Source organism: Pseudomonas sp. CFBP 8770 (genome assembly GCF_014841705.1).
In the GTDB taxonomy this organism is placed as follows: Bacteria; Pseudomonadota; Gammaproteobacteria; order Pseudomonadales; family Pseudomonadaceae; genus Aquipseudomonas.
This window is the reverse complement of the sequence record NZ_JACYUL010000010.1, coordinates 84,771-106,625: the sequence shown is the minus strand read 5'-3', so window position 1 is coordinate 106,625 and position 21,855 is coordinate 84,771. Positions and strand designations below refer to the sequence as shown.

Sequence of the window (21,855 nt, the reverse complement as noted above, 5' to 3'; positions counted from 1 at the left end):
ATGAACATTGCTTTCATAGGCTTGGGCAACATGGGCGCGCCCATGGCGCGCAACCTGCTCAAGGCAGGCCACACGCTGCATGTGTTCGATCTGAACCAGGACGTACTGGCGGAATTGGCGCAATTGGGTGGCCACGTCAGCGCCTCGCCCAAGGACGCCGCTGCCCAGGGCGAACTGGTGATCACCATGCTGCCGGCAGCGGCGCACGTGCGCAGCGTCTACCTGGGTGAGGAAGGCGTGCTTGCTGGCATTCGTGCGGGTACGCCAGCAGTGGATTGCAGCACCATCGATCCGCAGACTGCGCGCGATATCGCTGCCGCAGCCTCCAGGCAGGGCGTTGATCTGGCCGATGCGCCTGTGTCGGGTGGCACCGGTGGCGCCCAGGCGGGCACCTTGACCTTCATGGTCGGTGCGTCGGCGCAATTGTTCGGCCAGCTGCAGCCGGTGCTGGCGCAGATGGGCCGCAACATCGTCCATTGTGGCGAGGTCGGCACCGGGCAGATCGCCAAAATCTGCAACAACCTGCTGCTGGGAATCTCCATGGTCGGCGTGTCGGAAGCCATGGCCTTGGGTAATGCGCTGGGGATCGACACTCAGGTACTGGCGGGCATCATCAACAGTTCCACCGGACGCTGCTGGAGTTCGGATACCTACAATCCCTGGCCAGGGGTCATTGAAACAGCGCCCGCGGCCCGCGGGTACAGTGGGGGGTTCGGCGCCGAGCTGATGTTGAAGGACCTGGGGCTGGCTACCGAAGCGGCAAAGCAGGCACGCCAGCCGGTGATTCTGGGTGCCGTAGCACAACAGCTGTATCAGGCAATGAGCTTGCGGGGAGAGGGGCAGCTGGATTTTTCTGCGATCGTGAAGGCGTATCAGCGTCCTGCTGAGTAACACGGTTACATAGCAAACGAGGGAGGGTGCGCGGTGCAGCGGACGCGACTTGCGCCGCTGCTACAGGCGGATTTCCAAATGGGCGCAAGGGGATTAGACTCGGCTGGTAGCTGAATCGATTCACCGCGTGATCCATAACTCCAAGAAAGGTCTACCTCCATGAAACTGCTCCCCCTCGCCTGTGCCATCTCCGCATTCACCCTCAGCTCCCACGCCCTGGCCTGGGACTTCGTGTTGCTGGACAGCGACAAGCCTGCGCAGAACCAGCGCATCACCAGCGAACAATTGGGCGTCAAGCTCGACAAGCCGTTCTCCATCACGATGCGCACGCTGCACGGGGGTCGCCAGGAAGGTGTCAGCCTGATCGACATCGATAACGGCACCATGAAGCTGACGCTGGTGCCTACACGGGGCATGAACGTGCTCCACGCTCAGGTGGGCGACGCGCGCATGGGCTGGGATTCGCCGGTGAAGGAAGTGGTCAATCCGGCCTTCATCGAGCTCAACGGCCGGGGTGGCCTGGGTTGGCTCGAGGGGTTCAACGAACTGGTGACGCGCTGCGGCTACGAGTGGGTCGGCCATCCGGGCATGGATAACGGTGAGCTGCTGACCCTGCACGGTCGTGCCGCGAACATCCCGGCCAGCAAGGTCACGGTGCACATCGACGAAGCGCCGCCGTATGCGATTCATGTGCGCGGCGAGCTGCAGGAGCAGGCTTTCAAGAAGGTCGATTTCACCGCGCAGACCGAGCTGGTGACCGAGCCGGGGGCGGCGCGTTTCGTGCTCAACGATACGCTGACCAACAACGGCGACTACCCCAAGGAATACCAGGCGCTGTACCACAGCAACTTCAGCACGCCGTTCCTGGAAGAGGGCGCGCGTTTTGCGGCGGCGGTGAAGCAGGTGTCGCCTTTCAACGACAAGGCCAAGGCTGATCTGGGCGATTGGCAGAGCTATCGCGCACCCACCAAGGACTATGACGAGACCGTGTACAACGTGGTGCCCTATGGCGATGCCAAGGGCGACACCCTGACCGTGCTGCACAACAAGGCCGGCAGCCTGGGCGTGGCGGTAGGTTTCAACGTCCAGCAGTTGCCGGTGTTTTCGTTGTGGAAGAACACCGACACGCAAGGCCAGGGCTATGTGACCGGGCTGGAGCCGGGCACCAGCTTTTCCTATAACCGCCGTTACCAACGGCCTTTGAATCTGGTCCCTACCATCGAGCCCAAACAGCAGAAGCACTTCAGCATCAGCTACAGCCTGCTGGCGGACAAACCGGCCGTGGACAAGGCGCTGAAAACCATCCAGACGATTCAGGGCGAGCGCCAGACCGAAGTGCGGCAGACGCCGCTGGTGGACCTGACCAAGGAGTAGTAACAGCGTTGGCGGCAACCGAAAAGCCTTGCTCCGGCCAGGGCGCGTTGCAGCCAACGAACACGCAACAATGGCCATTCATTCGTGACTCTCAAGCAAGAGAGATTTGCGCGCTGCCCGCTTACTCCTCGCGGGCAAGGCCTCTAGACTGCGCCCATCGATATTTCTCGCACAGTCAACGAGGCCACATTCATGAAAAAGATTCTTCTGCTCAACGGCGGCAAGCAGTTCGCCCACTCCGACGGTCGCTACAACCAGACCCTGCATGATGCCGCCGTGGCCTACCTGGACCGCGCCGGCTTCGACGTGAAGCAGACCTTCATCGACGGTGGCTACGACATTGCCGAGGAAGTGCAGAAATACCTCTGGGCCGACGTGGTCATCTACCAGATGCCGGGCTGGTGGATGGGTGCGCCGTGGACCGTGAAAAAATACATCGATGAGGTGTTCACCGAAGGCCATGGCAGCTTGTATGCCAATGACGGCCGGACGCGGTCCGATGCGTCGCAGCGATATGGCAGCGGTGGCTTGCTCAAGGGCAAGCAGTACATGATTTCGGCCACCTGGAACGCGCCGCAGCAAGCGTTCGACGATCCGGCCGACTTCTTCGAGGGCAAAGGCGTGGACGCGGTGTATTTCCCGTTCCACAAGGCCAACGAATTTCTCGACATGACCGCTTTGCCGACCTTCCTCAGCGTCGACGTGATGAAGATGCCGAACATCGACAACGATGTCGCACGGTATCAGGCGCACCTGGCCAAGGTGCTGGGCTGACGGCACGCTCGCCAGGGGCGGGGATTGGTGTATGTTTCGCAGGTCCTGGTAGATCCGATGAGGCCTGCGTTGAAATCTCGATCCGATGAGCTGCAAGTCTTCGTCGCCGTCATTCAGAGCGGCTCCATTTCTGCCGCCGCCGAACAGTTCGGTCAGACCCCTTCGGCGGTCAGCCGCACCTTGTCCAAGCTCGAGGCCAAGCTGGACACAACCTTGATCAACCGCACCACGCGGCGCATGGACCTGACCGAAGAGGGGCGGTTTTTCTTCGAGCAGGCCAAGGAGATCCTGGCGCGCATGGACGAGTTGGAAGAGCGCTTGGCGCTGCGTCACCAGACGCCGGCCGGGCGCTTGCGCATCAATGCCGCGTCACCGTTCATGCTGCACGCGATCGTGCCGTACGTGGCGGAGTTTCGTCAGCGCTACCCGGACATTGTGCTGGAGCTCAACAGCAACGATCTGATCATCGATCTGATCGAGCACAGCACCGATGTCGCCATCCGTATCGGGGTGTTGGCCGACTCTACCCTGCACGCACGGTCGCTGGGTTGCAGCCCGCTGAACATCCTCGCCAGCCCCGCCTACCTCGAGCGTCACGGCGTGCCGGAAACGGTCGAGGCCTTGAGTCAGCATGTGCTGCTGGGCTTTACCCAGACTGAAACGCTCAATCATTGGCCGTTGCGCCATGCCGAGGGCGATCGACTGCAGATCCAGCCACGCATGGCGGCGTCCAGTGGCGAAACGTTGCGGCAACTGGCGCTGGAAGGGCAGGGGATCGTCTGCCTGTCGCACTTCATGACCCACGAAGACATTCGCCAGGGGCGCTTGCAGGTGGTGCTGGCCGATGCCAACAGCGGTTACCGCCAGCCGATCAATGCGGTGTACTACCGCAACTCACAGCTGGCGTTGCGGATTCAGTGCTTTCTGGACTTCATCCAGGACAAGTTGGCGGCCTACGCCTGCTGAAGCGGCGGCAGGTGGATTGCGCGGCTTTCGATACGCCGCTTACCATGACGCCTGATCGCCATTCCCGGGACTCATCATGAAGCGCATCGCATTGCTCGCAGCCCTCGTCACTCTGGCCAGTTGTTCCAGCAAGGGGCCTGACGACGGCAGCCTTGGCAACGAACAGGCGCAGGACATGTTCAAGGAGGCGATGTCGCAGCCACCCGTGCCGCAGAGTGTGCTGCGCAACGGTGATCGCCTGAGCTTCATGTTGCTGCAGCCCAAGACCGATACGTCACCGTTCGGCTTTTTGCTGCAAGTCGACGCGGCGTGCTCCAGCCCCAGCGCCAGCCTCATCTATCTGGACGGGGTGAAACGCATCTATTTCGCCAGCCCCGATGGCAAGTATGCGCCGGCCCGCCCAATCCCGGCTGCGCAGGTAGCGGTTTTGAATGCCAATCCCGCTTTCCAGCGCGCCTGCGCCGCCACTCCCCAGCCCGATTGGCGGGTGCTCTTGGGCAAGGGCGATGAGCAATGGGTGCTGATCGACCGCAACAGTCTGGCTACCGTCGACGGGCAGTTGCAGTTCTGGGCGGCCTACGACTCGCCGACCATCGGCCACGATCAGCCGCACAACGCGCCCTATGCACAGAAACGCGAGCGCTATGCCCTGGACTGCGCCAAGCAGACGTTCAGTTTGCTGGCCGGGTATGACCTGGACGAGCACAACACGGTGACCGATGGTGGGGTGTTCTTCGAGCCCAAGACTTACAACGTGAAGGACAGCGACCCGGATTATCGACGGGTGTTCGACGCTGCCTGCGGCAAGCCCGAAGGCCTGACCGGATTGCCGGCGTTCAAGCCGCGGACCAAGGCCCCGTTGGTGCTGGCCACCCCACGGGTGCAGGCGCCGGCGTTGTCGGCGGTCAAGCAGTTGAACCTGCCGAAACCGGCGAAGATGCTGAAACGGGTGGTGGAAACCGGTACGGCCCATCTCAAAGGGCAGAGCGCGCCGTTCACCGAGGAAAAATCGTTCAGCCAGGACAAGGCTTCGGGGCTGCTCTCGGTGCGCACCAAAGGCAGCAATTTCGAGGGGCAGGCGGTGAGCTTTCGCGGCTTGGTCGCGTTGGCCCAGCAAACCGTGTACAGCGGCGAAGCGCCGATGGTGGATAACGTCGGTTTGAATGCCATTGCGTTCAGCGGGGACTGGAAGAACATGCCGGTAGGTGCGCAGCTGGGCTATGTGACCGACGGCAAGATGAGCAACAGCGTGGTCGGCGAGTACGGCAAGCCGCGGCAGGCGTTCGACTGCCGTGTCGAGCAGCAATTGCCCGCGACGCAGGTCAATGGCCGCTTGAGCGGTCAGGCGAAGAAGCTGCGCTGTGCGCACCTGGAAGACAACCTCAAGCGGGTGGAGACGCTGTATTACCTGGAGGATTACGGGTATTTCTTCCGCGCAGGTGTGGACCCGAACGCGTTCTTTCATGAGGAGCGGGTGTTGAAGGAAGTGGAGTGAGGGCAGAGGTGTAGCTGGGACAATGGCGGTGTTCTTTTCGCGGCCACGGACCGCTCCCACAGATGATGCCGGCACAGTCTGTGGGAGCGGTCATCGGCCGCGAAAAGAAGACCGCGCTGCAACTGTTGTCGCGCGAAGTCCGTGCGGTCAGGCCCTCAGACGCGGAAATGGCTGACCATCATCTGCAACTGATTGCCCAGACGCGCCAACTCGACGCTTGAGGCAGCTGTTTCTTCACTGGCAGCGGCCGTCTGTTCCGATACATCGCGCACGTTGATGATGCTGCGGCTGATTTCCTCGGCAACCGAGCTTTGCTGTTCGGCCGCGGCCGCAATCTGCTGGTTCATCGCCTGGATGCTGGACACCGTGCGGGTAATGTTCGCAAGCGAAGTGCCGGCGCGGCGGGTCAGCTCGACACTGCTGTCGGTCAGGCCACGGCTGCTCAACATCACACTGGCCACCTGTTGCGTGCCCATCTGCAGACCGGCCACCAGACCTTCGATTTCCTCGGTGGATTTCTGCGTGCGCTGCGCCAGGCCGCGAACCTCATCGGCCACCACGGCAAAGCCACGTCCGGCCTCGCCTGCGCGGGCTGCTTCGATGGCTGCGTTGAGGGCCAGCAGGTTGGTCTGCTCGGCGACTGCCTTGATCACGTCCATGACGCTGCCGATCTTGTCGCTTTCTTTCTGCAAGGCGTTCATCGCTTCGGTGGAACGACGGACTTCGTCGGCCAGCTTCTCGATCTGCGCGATGGCTTCGCCCACCACCTTGTCGCCTTCACGCGCTTCGTCGTCAGCGGTGGTGGCGGCCACCGAAGCCTGTTCGGCGTTGCGCGCCACTTCCTGAACGGTAGCAGTCATCTCATGCATGGCGGTGGCGACCTGGTCGGTCTCGACTTTTTGGTTGTTGACCCCGGCACTGGTCTGTTCGGTGACGGCGGACAATTCTTCGGCAGCGCTGGCGATCTGGGTGACGCTGTCGCGGATGCCGCCGATCAGCTCGCGCAGGGTTGCGCCCATGCGCTGGATGCCCTGTTGCAGCACGCCCAGTTCGTCCTTGCGGGTGACTTGCAGGTTCTGACTCAGATCGCCGCCGGCAATGCGCTCGACGACTTCGAGGGTCTGCTGCAGCGGGCGGGTGATCTGGCGGGTAATGATCCACGCGGCAAGGATCCCGAAGATCAGGGCCAGCAGTGCGGCACCGATCTGATAGCTGCGCGCTTCGGCGCTTTCGGCATCGCGCCGCTGGATCTGGATCTTGTACAACTCGTCGCTCAGGCGAACGATTTCGGCGCCTTCTACGGTCATCTCGGCACGCGCCGTGGCGATGTCGGCGATCGCGGCCTTGAAGCCGGCGACTGCATTGCGGTAGTTGCCCAGCGCGGCGTTGAGTTGCTGGATGCGAGACTGCTCGGTGGGCAGGCGGGCGGACAGCTGCTGCAGCTCGGCCACGGCGCGGTCCATCTGGGCGAAGGCGGCCTGTTCGGATTTTTCATTGACGTTGCTGGTATAGGCGAGCACGTCGTAGCGCGTCTGCTGGATCAGTTCACGGACGCGGGTAATGGCCTGGAATTCGTCGAAGCGCAGGTCGCCGTCGGGCACTGCAAGCACCGCCTGATTGATCTGGTTGACCAGCTCGGTGGCAGCCGTCGCCGTGGCGGTCATGTTCTGCCGCGCGACATTGCTGGCCTTGTAGCCGTCGCGCATCTGGTTCAACGACTTCTGGTACGCGCCGATCTGCTCGGACTGGGCCTTGAGGCGCTGCAGGTTCTCGGGGCTCTTGAAGCCGTCGATCAACTTCTTCTGCTGGGCCTCGAAGGCGTCCAGTTGGGTCTGCACGGTTTGCGCAGAAGTATCATCGCCGTTGGCCAGCATGTATTGCAGGCGCACGATGCGCAGCTTGGTCAGGCTGTTGTTCAGTTCGGAAATGTCGCTCATCCAGTTGCTGCGCTGGATCAGGCTGCTCAAGCTGGTCCAACCGGTCAGCGCCAACAGCGCGGTCAATACCAGCACCAGGCCAAAGCCCAGCGCAAGTTTTCGGGTAACGCTGATATTGCCGAACCAGCCGTTCATAAATGTGCTCCTGACAGTAAAGGGTCAGACCTGGACGACCGTCGTTGTGGTTATGGGTGGTCGCCATGAAAAGGTCTTCTTGATCCCCCCGTATCGGCACCTTGTCGCAGAGCTGAAACAAAAAATCGGATCACCGAGGCAAAAAAAAACGGCGCGATCGAGATCGCGCCGTCTGGCTGTTGCGGCCGTTGCATCAAGCGATCGGCTGCGAACTCCACTCGCCGTTCACCAGGCGTTGCAGGCCCAGCAGGTTGGCATTGCGCAGCGCTTCGGGCAGCAGCGCGTCCGGGTAGTTCTGGTAGCAGACCGGACGCAGGAAGCGGTCGATCGCCAGGGTGCCGACAGAGGTGCCGCGCGCATCCGAGGTGGCTGGGTAAGGGCCGCCGTGGACCATGGCGTCGGACACTTCCACTCCGGTGGGGTAGCCGTTGACCAGGATGCGGCCGACTTTCTGTTCCAGCACCGGCACCAGCCACTGGTACTTGACCAGGTCGGTAGCCGGTTCGCCGATCAGAGTAGCGGTCAGCTGTCCGCGCAGCGATTGCAGGGCGGTCTTGAGCTCGGCATCGTCGGCAACTTCGATCACCACGGTGGCCGGGCCGAACACTTCTTCCTGCAGCAGTTCGTCGCCATTGAGCAGCAGGCTTACATCAGCCTTGAACAGCTGCGCCTGAGCCTGTTGGCCTTCCTGCGGGTTGCCAGCCAGGTGCGTGATGCCTTCATGGGCGAGCAGGTGTTCGACGCCTTTGCTGTAGCTGCGCAGACCGCCGGCATTGAGCATGGTTTGCGGCGCCTGGGCAGCCATCTGCGTTTGCAGCTGCTCGAGGAAAGCGCTGAAGGCCGGCGAGCGAACGCCGATCACCAGGCCCGGGTTGGTGCAGAACTGGCCACCGCCCATCACCACGGACGCCGCCAGTTCCTTGGCCACGGTTTCGCCACGGGTGGCCAAGGCATCAGGCAGCAGGACGACCGGGTTGATGCTGGACATTTCAGCGAACACCGGGATCGGCTGGGCACGTTCGGCGGCCATTTTGCACAGTGCATTGCCGCCGTTCAGCGAGCCGGTGAAGCCGACTGCTTGAATGGCTGGATGCTTGACCAGCGGCTCGCCGACGCCAGCACCGAAGATCATGTTGAACACGCCCTTGGGCATGCCAGTCTTTTCTGCGGCGCGGATGATGGCGGTTCCGACCAAGTCGGCTGTCGCCATGTGACCGCTGTGGGCCTTGAATACAACCGGGCAACCCGAGGCCAGCGCTGCGGCGGTGTCGCCACCGGCAGTGGAGAACGCCAGAGGGAAGTTGCTGGCGCCGAACACGGCGACCGGGCCGACGCCGATGCGGTACTGACGCAGGTCGACGCGCGGCAGCGGCTTGCGGTCGGGCAGGGCGAGGTCGATCCGGGCACCGAGGAAGTCGCCACGACGCAGCACTTTGGCGAACAGACGCATCTGGCCGCTGGTGCGACCGCGTTCGCCTTGGATGCGACCGGCAGGCAGGGCGGTTTCCTGGCAGACGACTGCCACGAAATCATCACCCAGGGCATCCAGTTCGTCAGCGATGGCATCGAGGAATTCAGCGCGGCGAGCGGGGCTCAGCTGGCGATATTCAAGGAAAGCGGCGTCGGCGGCCTGGCAGGCGGCGTCGACTTCGGCATCGGTGGCTTGGTAGAAGCTATAAGGAAGCGCCTCGCCGGTAGTGGCGTCGACACTTTTGAGTTTGGGCTCGCCACTGGCGCTGCGGTTGCCGCCGATGAAGTTGTGACCGAGGATGTTAGGCATTGTTGTCTCCGTGTCCTGTGGGCGGGTTGTTAACAGACATCATACAACTTGAGCATATACCGGGCAAGTTGCCCCCCGAACCACCTACTGTAGCCGCCTCGGCCGCAGATGTGGTGAATCAGGCAGACCGCGGTGCGTCCGGACGCGGCTTGCACCGCTGCTGCAGAGGCCTGTCGTGATCGATTCGCAACCCCTGTAGCAGCGGCGCAAGCCGCGTCGGCGGTTGATGCGGTGAATCAGGCTGAACGCGGTAAGCCACATCGGCATTCGCGCCGAAAGAAAGCAAATAGCCAGCACGCAAGGTAGCGGCGAACAGCGCCTTAGAGGTAAGGTGGGCAATGGTGTATCAATTGCGATCATGCGCGTCGCCCCAGGAAGAGAACGAGAGGACATGCCGCCCATTCCCCTGCTGATCTGCGATGACTCGAACATGGCCCGCAAGCAGCTGTTGCGCGCCCTGCCGGCGGATTGGGATACCACCATCACCCAAACGGTGAACGGCCGCCAGGCGCTCGAGGCCATCCGTGAGGGCAAGGGTGATGTCATGTTGCTCGACCTGACCATGCCCGACATGGACGGCTACCAGGTCCTGGCAGCACTGCGTGAGCACGGTTTGCGCTGCAAGGTCATCGTCGTCTCCGGCGACGTGCAGGATCAGGCCCTGCGCCGGGTACGCGAACTCGGTGCGCTGGCCTTCATCAAGAAGCCGGCCGAACCCGACGAGTTGCGCCGAGTACTGCTCCAGGCCGGTCTGCTGGAAAAGAGCACCGGCGGCCCCTTGCGCGGCGGCAGCGACAGCACCATCCACATCGGCTTCATCGACGCCCTGCGCGAGGCCATCAACGTTGCCATGGGCCAGGCTGCTGCCATGCTGGCCAAGGTGCTCGGCGTGTTCATCCACTTGCCGGTACCCAACGTCAACCTGCTCGAAGCCAGCGAGTTGCACATGGTCCTGGCCGATGTGCAGAGTGCACAGCCGATCACGGCAATCTGCCAAGGCTTCATCGGCGGCGGCATCGCCGGTGAAGCGATGCTAATCTTCCACGACTGCGACATCGCCGACCTGGCTCGACTGATGAACCGCAGCGCGCTGGACTACTCCGACCAGGAAATGCTTCTGGACCTCTCGTCGGTCATCATCGGCGCCTGTCTCAGCGGCCTGGCCCAGCAGTTGGACGTGATGTTCTCCCAGAGCCATCCGCACCTCCTCGGCGACCACGGTGCGATCGACGACCTGATCGAAGTTGGCAGACACCGCTGGAAAAAGACCCTGACTGTCGAAATCAGTTACGCGCTGGAAGGCCACTGCATTCATTTCGACTTGCTGTTGCTGTTCACCGAAGACTCGGTGCAATTGCTGCGAGACAAGCTCGACTACCTGATGAACTGAGCCATGAACAGACCCATCGAACTGGACGAATTTCACTGGCTGCTGGCGATCACGCAGAGCATCGACGTTGGCGTGGTGGTGCTCGACAGCGAATACCAGGTGCAGGTCTGGAACACCTTCATGGAAAACCGCTCCGGCGTGCAACCCAAGGACGCCATCGGCCAGGCCTTCTTCAGCCTGTTCCCGGAGATCGACCGCGAGTGGTTCCGCAAGAAAGTCAGCAGCGTGGTCACCCTCGGCACGCCGGCCTTCACCATCTGGGAACAACGCCCGTACCTGGTGCGCTTCAAGAACTATCAGCCGATCACCGGGCACGAAGCGTTCATGTACCAGAACACCACCATCCTGCCGTTGCGCTCCACCAACAGCGAGATCAAGCACATCTGCGTGGTCATCTACGACGTGACCGACGTGGCCACCAACCGCCGTCAGTTGCAGGCGTCGAACCTGCAACTGCAGAAGCTTTCCAGCACCGATCGCCTGACCGGGCTGTACAACCGTGGTCACTGGGAGGAAGCACTCAAGGTCGAGTACGCCCGACACGGGCGCTATGGCCACGCGACCTCGTTGATCATGTTCGACATCGACCACTTCAAACGGGTCAACGACACCTATGGCCACCAGGTGGGCGACCAGGTCATCCAGCGCGTGGCGCAGGTGCTGCGCGCGATGGTGCGTGACTCGGACATCGCCGGACGCTACGGCGGCGAAGAGTTCGCCGTGCTGCTGCCGGACACTGACAAGGCAGGCGGTGCCATATTGGCTGATCGCCTGCGGCTGGCTGTCGAAGCCGAAGTGGTGGAGCACGAAAGCGGCCCGGTGCGGTTCACCATCAGCCTGGGCGTCGCCGACCTGGGCTACCCCAGCAACGAGCACCAGCAACTGATCGAATGGGCCGACCAGGCGCTGTACGCCTCCAAGCGCGGCGGCCGCAATCGAGTCACGGTCTACGAGCGGCCCTGATTCGATCGATCCAGGCCGGGCGAAGCGTTCCGCCTTTCGTCTCAGCATGTGAGAGCATGAGCGCGCTGGTTCCACCGGTGCTTGCTGCCTGCCGCCCCGAAGCGTAAACCTTGGGTATCGACCTCGGCAGGAAGTCCCATGTACCCGCTCATTTCCCACGTCGACAGCGACACCTCACTGCCCGACAGCGCCGATGTGGTGATCATCGGTGGCGGCATCGTCGGTGTGTGCACCGCGTTCTTCCTGGCCGAGCGTGGCGTGTCGGTTGTACTGGTGGAAAAGAGCGGCATCGCCCATGAGCAGTCGTCGCGCAACTGGGGCTGGGTGCGTACCATGGGCCGCGATGTCGCCGAGGTGCCGTTGGCTATCGCCAGTCTCAAGCTATGGGACGATTGGGCCGCGAAGTTGCAGCACGACACCGGCTTCACCCGCTCAGGCATTCTCTATGCCTGCGAGTCCGCCGCGGAGCTGGCGGCCAAGGTGACCTGGCTGGGTCAGGCCAAGCCGTTGGGCATCGAAGCGCGGCTGCTCGACACCGCGCAGATTCAAGCTCGCCTGCAAGCGAAGGTGCCAGCTTCCTGGACCGGCGCGCTGTTCACTGAAAGCGACGGTCGCGCCGAGCCGGACATCGCCACCGCGGCCATCGCCGAAGGCGCCCGAGCACGGGGCGCGAAGCTGTTCGTGCGCTGCGCCGCGCGCAGTGTCGAAACCTCGGGCGGCAAGGTCAGCTCCGTAGTTACCGAGCTGGGCGAAATCAAATGCAACAGCGTGGTGCTCGCGGCCGGTGCCTGGTCGAGCCTGTTCTGCGGCAACCTGGGTATCCGCCTGCCGCAACTGCGCGTGCTGGGTTCGGTGATGCGCACGGCGCCGTTACCGGGCGGGCCGGAATGCGCGGTAGCGACCGAAAAAGTCTCCTTCAGAAAGCGCGCCGACGGCGGCTACACCGTCGCCCTGCGCAACGCCAACGTCGCGGCGTTGGTACCGGACAGCTTTCGCTACCTGCCTGACTTTCTGCCCATGGTCAGGGCCCATCACCACGAATACCGCCTGCGCGTGACCCGCCAGAGCTGGCAGGAGCTCAACACGCCCAAGCGCTGGAGCAATGCCCAGGCTTCACCGTTCGAAACGCAGCGTTTGTATGATCCCAAACCAGTGGATGCCTACCTCGACCAGGCTTTGAGCATGCTTGCCGAGCAGTTTCCGATCTTCGCCCAGGCCAGGATCGAGCAGCGCTGGGCCGGATTGATCGATGTCACGCCCGATATCGTGCCGGTGATGGATCAGGTGCAGAGCCTGCCTGGTTTCTACCTGGCCACCGGCTTCTCCGGGCACGGTTTCGGTATCGGTCCGGGCGCCGGGCATTTGATGGCGGACCTGATTACCGGCAGCGCGCCATTGGTCGATCCCACGCCGTTTCGTTTCGCTCGGTTCGCCCGATGACACGCTCATGTTCAAGCCCCGAGCCGTTGCGCGATGCGGTCCGCTTCCTGGCGCATGGCTTGCACCAGCCGTTGCTGATAAAGCGGGGTCATGCGCACGCTCGGCAGGGCGCAGCTCAGCGCGCCCACGGGGGCTACGTTGGCGTCCAGAATCGGCACCGCCACGCCGGTGTGCAGCGGCAGTACGCGATCGGCCAGGCCACAGGCGTAACCCTGTTGGCGCACCTGCTTGAAGGTCGAGCGCAGGGCACTGTCGCTGATGGCGTATTCACGCAGCAGGCGCGGCGCGTTGTGCTCCAGAATCTGCGCGCGTGCTGCGGTCGGCAGGTGGCTGAGCAGGGCCAGCGAGCCTTGGCCGACACCGCTGAGCACCCGCGCGCCCACGCAATCGGCAAAGCTCTGGGTGGGGTTGGCGCCCTCATGCAGTTCCAGGCACAAGGCGTAGTAGCCGTCCTGAACGAACAGAAAGAAGCTGTCCTGAAAGGTCTCGCACAGACGCAGCAGGGCCGGGCGGGCGAGCTCGCGCACGCCACCGGTGTTGCCGGCCTGGGCACCCAGGCTAAGCAGTTGGTAACCGAGGAAGTAAGGCCCGCGCAGCCGTGGCAGGCGCACGAAGCCGTAGGATTTCATTGCCTTGAGCAGCCGATACAGGGTCGCGCGGCTGAGCCGGGTATCGGCGCTGAGTTCTTCGATGGTCGCGCCCGGCTCGCCGCGCGCGGCAATCGCCTGAAGAATGTCAAAGGAGCGGTCCAGCGTTTGCGTGCCCTGGGTCGTGCAGCGCGGCAGATGAGCTGGGGATGAGTCGGTTTGGGGCATGTGTAGCTCTCCCTGGAAACGACAATGGCCGAACCCGCACCGAGCAAAAGGCTGGGTCTGGCAGGCACGGCAAGTGCAGTGCAATATCCGGGCCCTCGCGGCTCTTCTCACCACGATCCACAGGGATGACAGCAACCGATGCCTGGACCTCGCGTAGTACCTGTACAAGGCGATGAACACCTGCCGGACCGAGTCGATGTGGTGGTGATCGGCGGCGGTATCGTCGGTGCATCCACAGCCTTGGAGCTGGCCGAACGCGGCCTGAAAGTCGCCCTGTGCGAGAAGGGTGGCATCGGCCACGAACAGTCGAGCCGCAACTGGGGCTGGGTGCGCATCTCGCGCCGTGATCCGCGCGAGTTGCCGTTGATGGCCCATGCGCTGAGCATCTGGAACGACCTGGCCGCGCGCATCGGCAAGGACGTCGGCTACACCCGCTCCGGCATTCTTTTCACCTGCGCGGATGATCAAAGCTACGCCGAACACGAGCGCTGGAAGGCCAATCTGGATGAGTACCCGATGCGTGCGAGGATGCTTTCGGGTACCGACCTGGCCGCAGTGCTGCCCGGTGCCGAACGTCTGCGCATCAAGGGCGCGCTGTACACCCCCGACGACGGTCGCGCCGAGCCGCAGCAGGCCGCTCCGGCGATTGCCGAAGCGGCCCGGGCCCGGGGCGCGGTGATCCTCACCGAATGCGCGGTGCGCGGCATCGAGCGCGCCGCGGGCCGGGTCAGTGGCGTCATCACCGAGCGTGGCCCGATCGCCTGCACGTCCGTGGTGCTGGCTGGCGGCGCCTGGTCGAGCCTGTTCTGCTCGCCATTGAAGGTGCACCTGCCCCAGCTCAAGGTACTCAATTCAGTGATCCGCACCACGCCGCTGCAGGGCGGTCCGGAAGCAGCCATCTGGGCGATGGATTTTGCCGTGCGCAAACGTCAGGACGGTGGCTACACGGTTGCCTCTGGTCACGAGAACATTGCTGACATCGTGCCCGACTCCTTTCGCTACGCGCGGCAGTTCTGGCCTGCTCTGCAGCAGGAACACAAGTCCCTGTCGTTTCGCCTGGGCCAGCGTTTCTTCCAGGAAGCGGTGTTGCCCAAGCGTTGGGCGCTGGACGAAGCCAGCCCCTTCGAATACCGCCGCGTGCTCGACCCGGTGCCGTCGATCCGCCAGTCCAACCGCGCCCTGGCCAGCCTGACCCGCGCCTTTCCGGTGTTCGCCAACGTACGGGTCGCGCAGCGCTGGGGCGGCATGATCGATGTCACGCCCGATGCCGTGCCGGTGATCTCGGCCGTGGAGGGCGTACCCGGCTTTTTCATCGCCACCGGATTCTCCGGTCATGGCTTCGGCATCGGCCCGGCGGCCGGGCGGCTGATGGCCAACCTGGTCACCGGCGAAACCCCGATCGTCGACCCGCAAGCGTTTCGTCTCTCGCGCTTCACCGACGGCTCCAACCCACGGCCCATTTCCGGATTCTAGAGCCACCCGTTCACCCGGCAATACCCTTCAGAAGCTCGTCCGAACGAGCCCGGGTCCAGCGTCCCTGACGCTTTCCAGCGCCTGCCACCTGCCCTTTCTTCCTCACAGTGGGAGCTTCAGCATGTCGCAACGCGATGACTCGGATAAAAGCAACGCTCTGTTGAACCCAACCCGCCGCCAGGCGCTGGCCATGGCCATCATCGGTGCTGCGGGGACTCTGCTGCCGTTGGGCCGCAGCAGCCAATCGTTCGCGGCCATGGCCGCGCCGCCGTCCGGGCAGGTGATCATCGGCCTGTCCCAGGAGCCCACGGTGTTCAACCCGCACATGCCGCACATCGAGGTGGATGACGGCATCCACTGGAACGTGTTCGACCCGCTGTTCGGCATTGCGCCCACGGGCGAATTTGTCCCGGCCCTGGCCACTGAAGTGCCGACCGTGGCCAATGGCGGCATCTCCGCCGACGGTCTGCAGTGGAAGATCAAACTGCGCAGCGACGCCAAATGGCACGACGGTCGGCCTTTCACCGCCGATGACGTGAAGTACACCCTGGAACTGATCGTCTCGCCGAATTTCCGCAGCGGCCGCCGCGCGGGGCATGACCTGCTGCGCGACATCACCGTGGTGTCGCCCACCGAAATCCACTGGCGCATGGAGAAGTCCTACGCGCCCTACGCGTCGATTCTGTCGTCCACGTTCATGCTGCCCAAGCACATCCTCTCGGCTGCCGCCGACGTCAACACCGCACCGTTCAACAATGCACCGATCGGTACCGGCCCGTTCAAGTGGGGCACGCGGGTGGCGGGCGACCATATCCAGCTCAAGGCCAACCCGGACTATTACGGCATCAAACCGCAGCTTGAAAGCGTGATCTTCAAGTACATCCCCGACCTCACCGTGCTCTACACCCAGTTCAAGACCGGCGACATCGACGTCACCGCGATGCAGGGCATCACTCCCGACCATTACGAGGAAGCCAAGGACCTGGCCGGACGCACCGTGGTGATCCTGCCGGTGGCCACCATCGAATCGGTAACGCTGAACATGGAGCGCCCGCAGTTCAAGGACCCCGTCGTGCGCCAGGCGCTGTACATGGCCATCGACAAGAAGACCATCATCGACGAGCTGTATTTCGGCCTGGTGCTGCCCACCGAAACCTACATGCCGCAGCAGTCGGCCTACTACAACCCCAACCTGCCCAAGCAAAGCTTCAACATCGAAGCGGCCAGCAAACTGCTCGATGACGCGGGCTGGAAACCGGGCGCTGGCGGCATTCGCGAGAAGGGCGGTGTGCGCCTGTCGTTCACCAACTCCACCACCGCTGGCAACCAGATCCGTGAACAGGCGCAGCAGTTCATCCAGCAGACCTGGCTGGCCATCGGCGTGGAAATGAAAATCTCCAACCTGCCACCCGCCGTGATGTGGGGCGAGTACTGGGTGCAGTCCAAATTCGACTCGGTGATCGTCGGCAACAACTTCCTCACCGGGGCCGACCCTGATACCCGCGACTATTTCGGTTCGCAGTCAACCAATGCCAAGGGTGGCGCCGGGCAGAACAATTCGCAGTACGTCAACGCCAAGGTCGACGAACTGCTCGCCCAGGGCGCCTCCATGCAGGATGTCGCCCAGCGCAAGGCGGTGTACGTGCAGGTGCAGGACCTCATCCGTCAGGACCTGCCCATTCTGCCGCTGTTCCAGTACACCTACGTGCGCGGCTACAAATCGGGCCTCAAGGGCTTCACCGGCAACATCAACCTGCGCATCGAACCCTGGAACGTCAACACCTGGTCCTGGACCTGAATGCACGCCCACGCCTGGCCGCACGGCCGGGCGTCGTTCGTACCGCAGAGGATCTGACGCATGCCCAACTACATTCTCAACCGCCTGGGGCAGAGCGCCGTGGTGATGGTGCTGGTTTCGCTGATCGGCTTCATGGTGCTCAACCTGGCCCCCGGCGGGCCCATGTCGCAATTCGCCCTCAACCCCGGCATGAGCCAGGCCGAGCTGGACCGCATCGCCGAGCAACTGGGCCTGAAGCGGCCGCTGCTGGTGCAGTACATCGACTGGTTCAGCCACCTGTTCGTCGGCGACTGGGGCCACTCGTTTCGCGACGGCCGCCCGGTGCTCAGCGTGATTGCCGGACACCTGCCCGCGACGCTGCTGCTGATGGGCACCTCGACCGTGCTGTCGATCGTCATCGGCACCTGGGTCGGCGTGCTTGGCGCAGTGCGTCGCTATTCGGTGTTCGACACCCTGGCCACGGTGGGTGCGATGGTGGCGCTGTCGATTCCCACCTTCTGGTTCGGCCTGGTGGCGATCTTCTTTTTCTCCCTGCACCTGGGTTGGCTGCCGGCGGGCAACATGTACACCATCGGTGACCAATCCGTGGGTGACTACGCCATTCACCTGGTGCTGCCGGTGCTGGTGCTGGCCTTGGTCAACGTGGCGATCTGGAGCCGCTACATGCGCTCCGCCACCCTGGACGTGATCGACCAGGATTTCGTCCGCACCGCCCGCGCCAAGGGCGTGCCCTATCGCCGGGTGCTCACCCACCACGTCATCCGCAACGCGCTGCTGCCGATGATCACCCTGGCCGGGCTGCAGATCCCGACCATTCTCGGTGGCGCGCTGGTCACCGAAACGGTGTTCACCTGGCCCGGCATGGGCCGGCTGTTTCTCGACAGCCTGGGCTACAGCGACTACCCGGTGATCATGGGCATCCTCATGTTTTCGGCGGTGCTGGTGCTGTTGGGCAACCTGCTTGCCGATCTGCTGATAGGCGTCGCCGACCCCCGCGTACGGCTGGCCTGAAGGAGTATTGCCGATGACCACTGCCACTCGCTACCTGCCTGCTTCGCCCCGTTGGGCGTGGCTGGCCAACCCGACGTTGCGCCGTTTCATGCGGCACAAACTGGCCGTGCTCGGCGTGGTGATGATCACCGTGCTGGTGCTGGCCTGCGTGTTCGGCCCCTACCTGCTGCACTACAACGACCTGACCATCGACATCCGCAACCGCTTCGCGCCACCGCTCACCGGCAATCACTACCTGGGCACCGACGCCCTGGGCCGCGACACCGCCGCGCGCCTGCTCAACGCCGGACGCATCTCGCTGATGGTGGGTTTCTGCGCCATGCTCATCAGCATCGTCATCGGCACCCTGATCGGTGTCATCGCCGGTTACTACCGCGGCTGGGTCGGCGCCGGCCTGATGCGCTTCGTCGATGCCTTCCTGTCCTTTCCCAGCGTGTTTCTGGTGCTGGTGCTGGCAGCGTTCACCAAGCCCAGCCCGATGATGATCACCCTGATCATCGCCGTGACCAGCTGGATGGAAATCTCGCGCATCGTCGAGGCTGAAATCCGTTCGCTGCGCGAGCGCGACTTCACCCTGGCCGCACGCATGATCGGCGCCAGCAACCGCTGGATCATGTTCCGCGAACTGATGCCCAACGCCATCGGCCCGATCATCGTCGCGGCCACCCTGACCATCGCCAACGCCATCCTGCTGGAGGCCTACATCAGCTTCCTCGGCTACGGCATCCAGCCGCCCTTGCCCAGCTGGGGCAACATGCTCAACGCCGCCCAACAGTACCTGGGCAAGGCGCCCTGGCTGGCGATCATTCCCGGGCTGGCCATCACCCTGGCGGTGACCAGCTTCAACTTCATCGGCGACGGCCTGCGCGATGCGCTGGACGGCAGGAGCGACCTGAAATGAACGCAGATGAAAAAATCGCCGTGGCGCACCTCAACGTCGCCTTCCGCAAGGGGGCCGGCTACGTCCCTGTGGTGCACGACATCAACTTCACCATCGGCGCCGGCGAAACCCTCGCCTTGGTAGGTGAGAGCGGTTCAGGCAAAAGTGTCACCAGTCTGGCCATCATGAAACTGCTCGCCGAGGCGCCGAAAACCCGTATCGACGGCAGCGCCATCGTCGCCGACCACCACGGCAAACCCATCGACCTGGTGGCCATGGGCGAGCAGCAGATGCGCCACGTGCGCGGCAATCGGGTGGCGATGATCTTCCAGGAGCCGCTCACCTCGCTGAACCCGGTGCACCGCGTGGGCGACCAGATCGCCGAGGCGATCCGCTTCCACCAATCGCTGAGCAAGGCCGACGCCCGTGCGCGTGCGCTGGCACTGCTGGAGCAGGTCGGCATCCCCGAGCCGGTCAAGCGCCTGGACTGTTATCCGCACGAGCTGTCCGGCGGCATGCGCCAGCGGGTGATGATCGCCATCGCCCTGGCCATGGAGCCGGACGTGCTGATCGCCGACGAGCCCACCACGGCACTGGACGTCACCGTGCAGGCGCAGATTCTCGACCTGCTGCGCAGCCTGCAGAAGAAGAACGGCATGTCCATCCTGTTTATCACCCACAACTTCGGCGTGGTCGCAGAAATCGCCGACCGGGTCATGGTGATGTACGCCGGGCGCATCGTCGAACAGGGCAGCGTCAGCCAGGTGCTGTCCTCGCCGCGCATGCCCTACACCCGCGGCCTGCTGGCAGCCGTGCCGCGTTTCGAACAGGCCGGGCTGGCCCAGGGTGAACTGGGCACCATCGCCGGCTTCGTCCCCGACCCCAGCTCGCCGCCCAGCGGCTGCGCCTTTCACCCGCGCTGCGCCTACAGCATCGCCGGCCGCTGCGACAGCCAGGCGCCCGATCTCGAAGAAATCGAACTGGGCCATGACCTGCGCTGCGTGCGCTGGCGCGAATTGCCCATCGAACACGGAGGTGCACGATGAAAGAACGTCCCCTGATCGACGTCGTCGGCCTGAAAAAACACTTCCCCGTGCGCAAGACGTTTCTCGCCAGCCGCCGCGACCGTGACGACAACCTGGTGCGCGCCGTGGATGGCGTCGACCTGAGCATCGCCCGTGGCGAAGTGCTGGGCCTGGTGGGCGAGAGCGGCTCGGGCAAGAGCACCCTGGGCCGCAGTCTGATGATGCTCGACCCACCCACCGACGGGCACATCGTCTTCGACAACACCGAGATCACGCCCTTCAACGACCGCCTGCTCAAACCCTATCGCAAGCGCATGCAGATGATCTTCCAGGACCCCTACGGCTCCCTCAACCCGCGCATGAGCGTCGGTGAAATCCTCGCCATGCCCCTGCGTTTCCACAACCCTGAACTGGATGCCGCCGGGCGCCGCGAAAAGGCCGGGCAGGCCCTGGAAACCGTCGGCCTCGCCGCGCAGTACCTGGACCGCTACCCCCACGAGTTCTCCGGCGGCCAGCGCCAGCGCATCGGCATCGCCCGCGCCCTGACCCTGGAACCCGAATTCATCATGGCCGACGAACCGGTGTCCGCCCTCGACGTATCGGTCCAGGCCCAGGTGCTCAACCTGTTCGCGCGCATCCGCCGGCAGATGAACCTGACCATGCTGTTCGTCACCCACGACCTGGCCGTGGTCGGCCACATCGCCGACCGCGTGGCGGTGATGTACCTGGGCCGCATCGTCGAAATCGCGCCCACCCGCGAGCTGTTCAGCAATCCGCGCCATCCATACACAGAAGCACTCATGTCTGCGATCCCCATGCCCGAACCGGGGCAGCGGCGGCAGCGGATCGTGCTGCAAGGGGACATCCCAAGCCCCATTTCACCGCCTTCGGGATGTGCGTTTCGCACCCGCTGCCCGTACGTGCTGCCCGCCTGCGCGCAGCATCGGCCGCTGTTGAGGGAGGTGGGGGTGGCGCATGGGGTGGCGTGTATTCGGGATGATTTGGAGTTGGTTTCGCCGCTCACCGATCACGCCAGCCCGAGCGCCTCGACGATATCGCTGGCCAGCACCACCTCGGCGTACTCGCTGCCGAGTATCGCCAACGTCAGATCATGAACGGTGCCCGCATCCCAAACGGTTCCATCCGCCCCCGTCACGGGTACCGCAGTAGTGGCGTCCGAGGGGAGGGTGATGCTGTAACCCAGCGCCTTCCCGGCGCGAACGGTGGCATCCATGCTGTTATGAACGACCACGCCCGTCAGCACGAAGCGTGTCACCTGCATGGACTTGAGCACGGCATCCAACTCGGTACCAATGAACGCACAGTTCTGCTGTTTGGTGATCACCGGTTCGTCGTCTAGTGGAGCGACTTCCCGCTTGATGCCATTCCACAGCCCGTGGATGTGGTACGTCGATGTTGGCGTTGGTTCATCGTGCTTCACGTGCATTACCGGCCAACCATTCGTACGCCAAAGCTGCAGCAGCCGCTGAATGGTTTCGAGGTAGCCAGGGTTGCTCTTGCCATTCCACTTCGGCTGGTCGATGGCGTCTTGCACGTCGAGGATGATGAGAGGGATGGGGTTGGGCTGGTCGCTCATGGAAGGCCGTTTTATCGGAAAGGAAATGGGGGCAGTGTGCGGTAAGGGGCAGGGGTGTTCAATGGGGGGAGAGTGGTATGAGGCGCGTGGCGGACATGCCTAGAGCGGCTC

The 21,855-nt window shown here is 63.5% G+C and carries 18 protein-coding genes and 1 pseudogene; 14 read left to right on the top strand and 5 right to left on the bottom strand.

Translation table 11 applies throughout. The annotated features are described in order from the left end of the window. The 5 genes from mmsB to IFT98_RS19900 all read left to right on the top strand — a co-directional run bounded on the left by mmsB (window position 1) and on the right by IFT98_RS19900 (window position 5,500). Window positions 1-891, top strand: coding sequence for a 3-hydroxyisobutyrate dehydrogenase (gene mmsB / locus IFT98_RS19920; RefSeq protein ID WP_122795784.1), 891 nt, complete (start codon window positions 1-3; stop codon window positions 889-891). Between the two features lie 159 nt (window positions 892-1,050). Then, window positions 1,051-2,265, top strand: coding sequence for an aldose 1-epimerase family protein (locus IFT98_RS19915; RefSeq protein ID WP_192051305.1), 1,215 nt, complete (start codon window positions 1,051-1,053; stop codon window positions 2,263-2,265). A 192-nt stretch (window positions 2,266-2,457) separates the two neighbouring features. Next, window positions 2,458-3,039 carry an NAD(P)H-dependent oxidoreductase gene (locus IFT98_RS19910; RefSeq protein ID WP_122480247.1) on the top strand — a complete coding sequence of 194 codons (582 nt, stop codon included), beginning with the start codon at window positions 2,458-2,460 and terminating at the stop codon, window positions 3,037-3,039. A gap of 69 nt (window positions 3,040-3,108) precedes the next feature. Beyond that, window positions 3,109-4,005 carry a LysR family transcriptional regulator gene (locus IFT98_RS19905; RefSeq protein WP_192051303.1) on the top strand — a complete coding sequence of 299 codons (897 nt, stop codon included), beginning with the start codon at window positions 3,109-3,111 and terminating at the stop codon, window positions 4,003-4,005. A 76-nt stretch (window positions 4,006-4,081) separates the two neighbouring features. Further along, a complete protein-coding gene (locus IFT98_RS19900; RefSeq protein ID WP_192051301.1) occupies window positions 4,082-5,500 on the top strand; it encodes a hypothetical protein in 1,419 nt (472 codons plus the stop codon). A 155-nt stretch (window positions 5,501-5,655) separates the two neighbouring features. On the opposite strand, the gene IFT98_RS21270 is transcribed toward IFT98_RS19900, so the two are convergent. From IFT98_RS21270 to IFT98_RS19890, 3 genes and pseudogenes are all read right to left on the bottom strand, one after another. Next, the gene (locus IFT98_RS21270) at window positions 5,656-6,360 is read right to left on the bottom strand and encodes a methyl-accepting chemotaxis protein (protein ID WP_446730851.1); all 705 of its coding nucleotides are present in this window, start codon (window positions 6,358-6,360) and stop codon (window positions 5,656-5,658) included. Window positions 6,361-6,558: 198 nt separating this feature from the next. Further along, window positions 6,559-7,437 (bottom strand): annotated as a pseudogene (locus IFT98_RS21265) (methyl-accepting chemotaxis protein); the annotation flags it as partial. 328 nt (window positions 7,438-7,765) lie between these two features. Further along, window positions 7,766-9,352, bottom strand: coding sequence for an aldehyde dehydrogenase (NADP(+)) (locus tag IFT98_RS19890; protein ID WP_192051298.1), 1,587 nt, complete (start codon window positions 9,350-9,352; stop codon window positions 7,766-7,768). Between the two features lie 391 nt (window positions 9,353-9,743). Here IFT98_RS19890 and IFT98_RS19885 point away from each other — a divergent pair, with 391 nt between their 5' ends. The 3 genes from IFT98_RS19885 (at window position 9,744) to IFT98_RS19875 (ending at window position 13,145) form a co-directional block, all read left to right on the top strand. Next, on the top strand, window positions 9,744-10,742 hold the full coding sequence (locus IFT98_RS19885) for a response regulator (RefSeq protein ID WP_192051296.1): 999 nt from the start codon (window positions 9,744-9,746) through the stop codon (window positions 10,740-10,742). 3 nt (window positions 10,743-10,745) lie between these two features. Next, window positions 10,746-11,705 (top strand): sensor domain-containing diguanylate cyclase, encoded by a 960-nt coding sequence (locus IFT98_RS19880; RefSeq protein ID WP_192051294.1) that lies wholly within the window; start codon window positions 10,746-10,748, stop codon window positions 11,703-11,705. A gap of 138 nt (window positions 11,706-11,843) precedes the next feature. Further along, window positions 11,844-13,145 carry an NAD(P)/FAD-dependent oxidoreductase gene (locus tag IFT98_RS19875; RefSeq protein ID WP_192051293.1) on the top strand — a complete coding sequence of 434 codons (1,302 nt, stop codon included), beginning with the start codon at window positions 11,844-11,846 and terminating at the stop codon, window positions 13,143-13,145. Window positions 13,146-13,156: 11 nt separating this feature from the next. Here IFT98_RS19875 and IFT98_RS19870 read toward each other — a convergent pair whose 3' ends face one another. Further along, a complete protein-coding gene (locus tag IFT98_RS19870) occupies window positions 13,157-13,960 on the bottom strand; it encodes an IclR family transcriptional regulator (RefSeq protein ID WP_192051291.1) in 804 nt (267 codons plus the stop codon). 138 nt (window positions 13,961-14,098) lie between these two features. Here IFT98_RS19870 and IFT98_RS19865 point away from each other — a divergent pair, with 138 nt between their 5' ends. The 6 genes from IFT98_RS19865 (at window position 14,099) to IFT98_RS19840 (ending at window position 21,262) form a co-directional block, all read left to right on the top strand. Beyond that, complete coding sequence (locus IFT98_RS19865) at window positions 14,099-15,433, top strand: NAD(P)/FAD-dependent oxidoreductase (protein WP_192051289.1); 1,335 nt, start codon at window positions 14,099-14,101, stop codon at window positions 15,431-15,433. Window positions 15,434-15,554: 121 nt separating this feature from the next. Beyond that, entirely contained in the window at window positions 15,555-17,231 is a 1,677-nt protein-coding gene (locus tag IFT98_RS19860; protein WP_192051287.1) for a peptide ABC transporter substrate-binding protein, read from the top strand. 60 nt (window positions 17,232-17,291) lie between these two features. Further along, complete coding sequence (locus tag IFT98_RS19855; protein ID WP_192051285.1) at window positions 17,292-18,242, top strand: ABC transporter permease; 951 nt, start codon at window positions 17,292-17,294, stop codon at window positions 18,240-18,242. A gap of 13 nt (window positions 18,243-18,255) precedes the next feature. Then, complete coding sequence (locus tag IFT98_RS19850) at window positions 18,256-19,143, top strand: ABC transporter permease (RefSeq protein WP_122714788.1); 888 nt, start codon at window positions 18,256-18,258, stop codon at window positions 19,141-19,143. Next, window positions 19,140-20,168: an ABC transporter ATP-binding protein gene (locus IFT98_RS19845; RefSeq protein ID WP_192051283.1), complete on the top strand. Its 1,029-nt coding sequence runs from the start codon at window positions 19,140-19,142 to the stop codon at window positions 20,166-20,168. The genes IFT98_RS19850 and IFT98_RS19845 overlap by 4 nt, the downstream gene beginning before the upstream one ends. After that, entirely contained in the window at window positions 20,165-21,262 is a 1,098-nt protein-coding gene (locus tag IFT98_RS19840) for an ABC transporter ATP-binding protein (protein ID WP_192051281.1), read from the top strand. The genes IFT98_RS19845 and IFT98_RS19840 overlap by 4 nt, the downstream gene beginning before the upstream one ends. Here the strand turns inward: IFT98_RS19840 and IFT98_RS19835 are convergent. After that, a complete protein-coding gene (locus IFT98_RS19835; protein WP_192051280.1) occupies window positions 21,175-21,744 on the bottom strand; it encodes an isochorismatase family protein in 570 nt (189 codons plus the stop codon). The two genes, IFT98_RS19840 and IFT98_RS19835, sit on opposite strands and share 88 nt — an antisense overlap. Window positions 21,745-21,855: the final 111 nt, after the last annotated feature.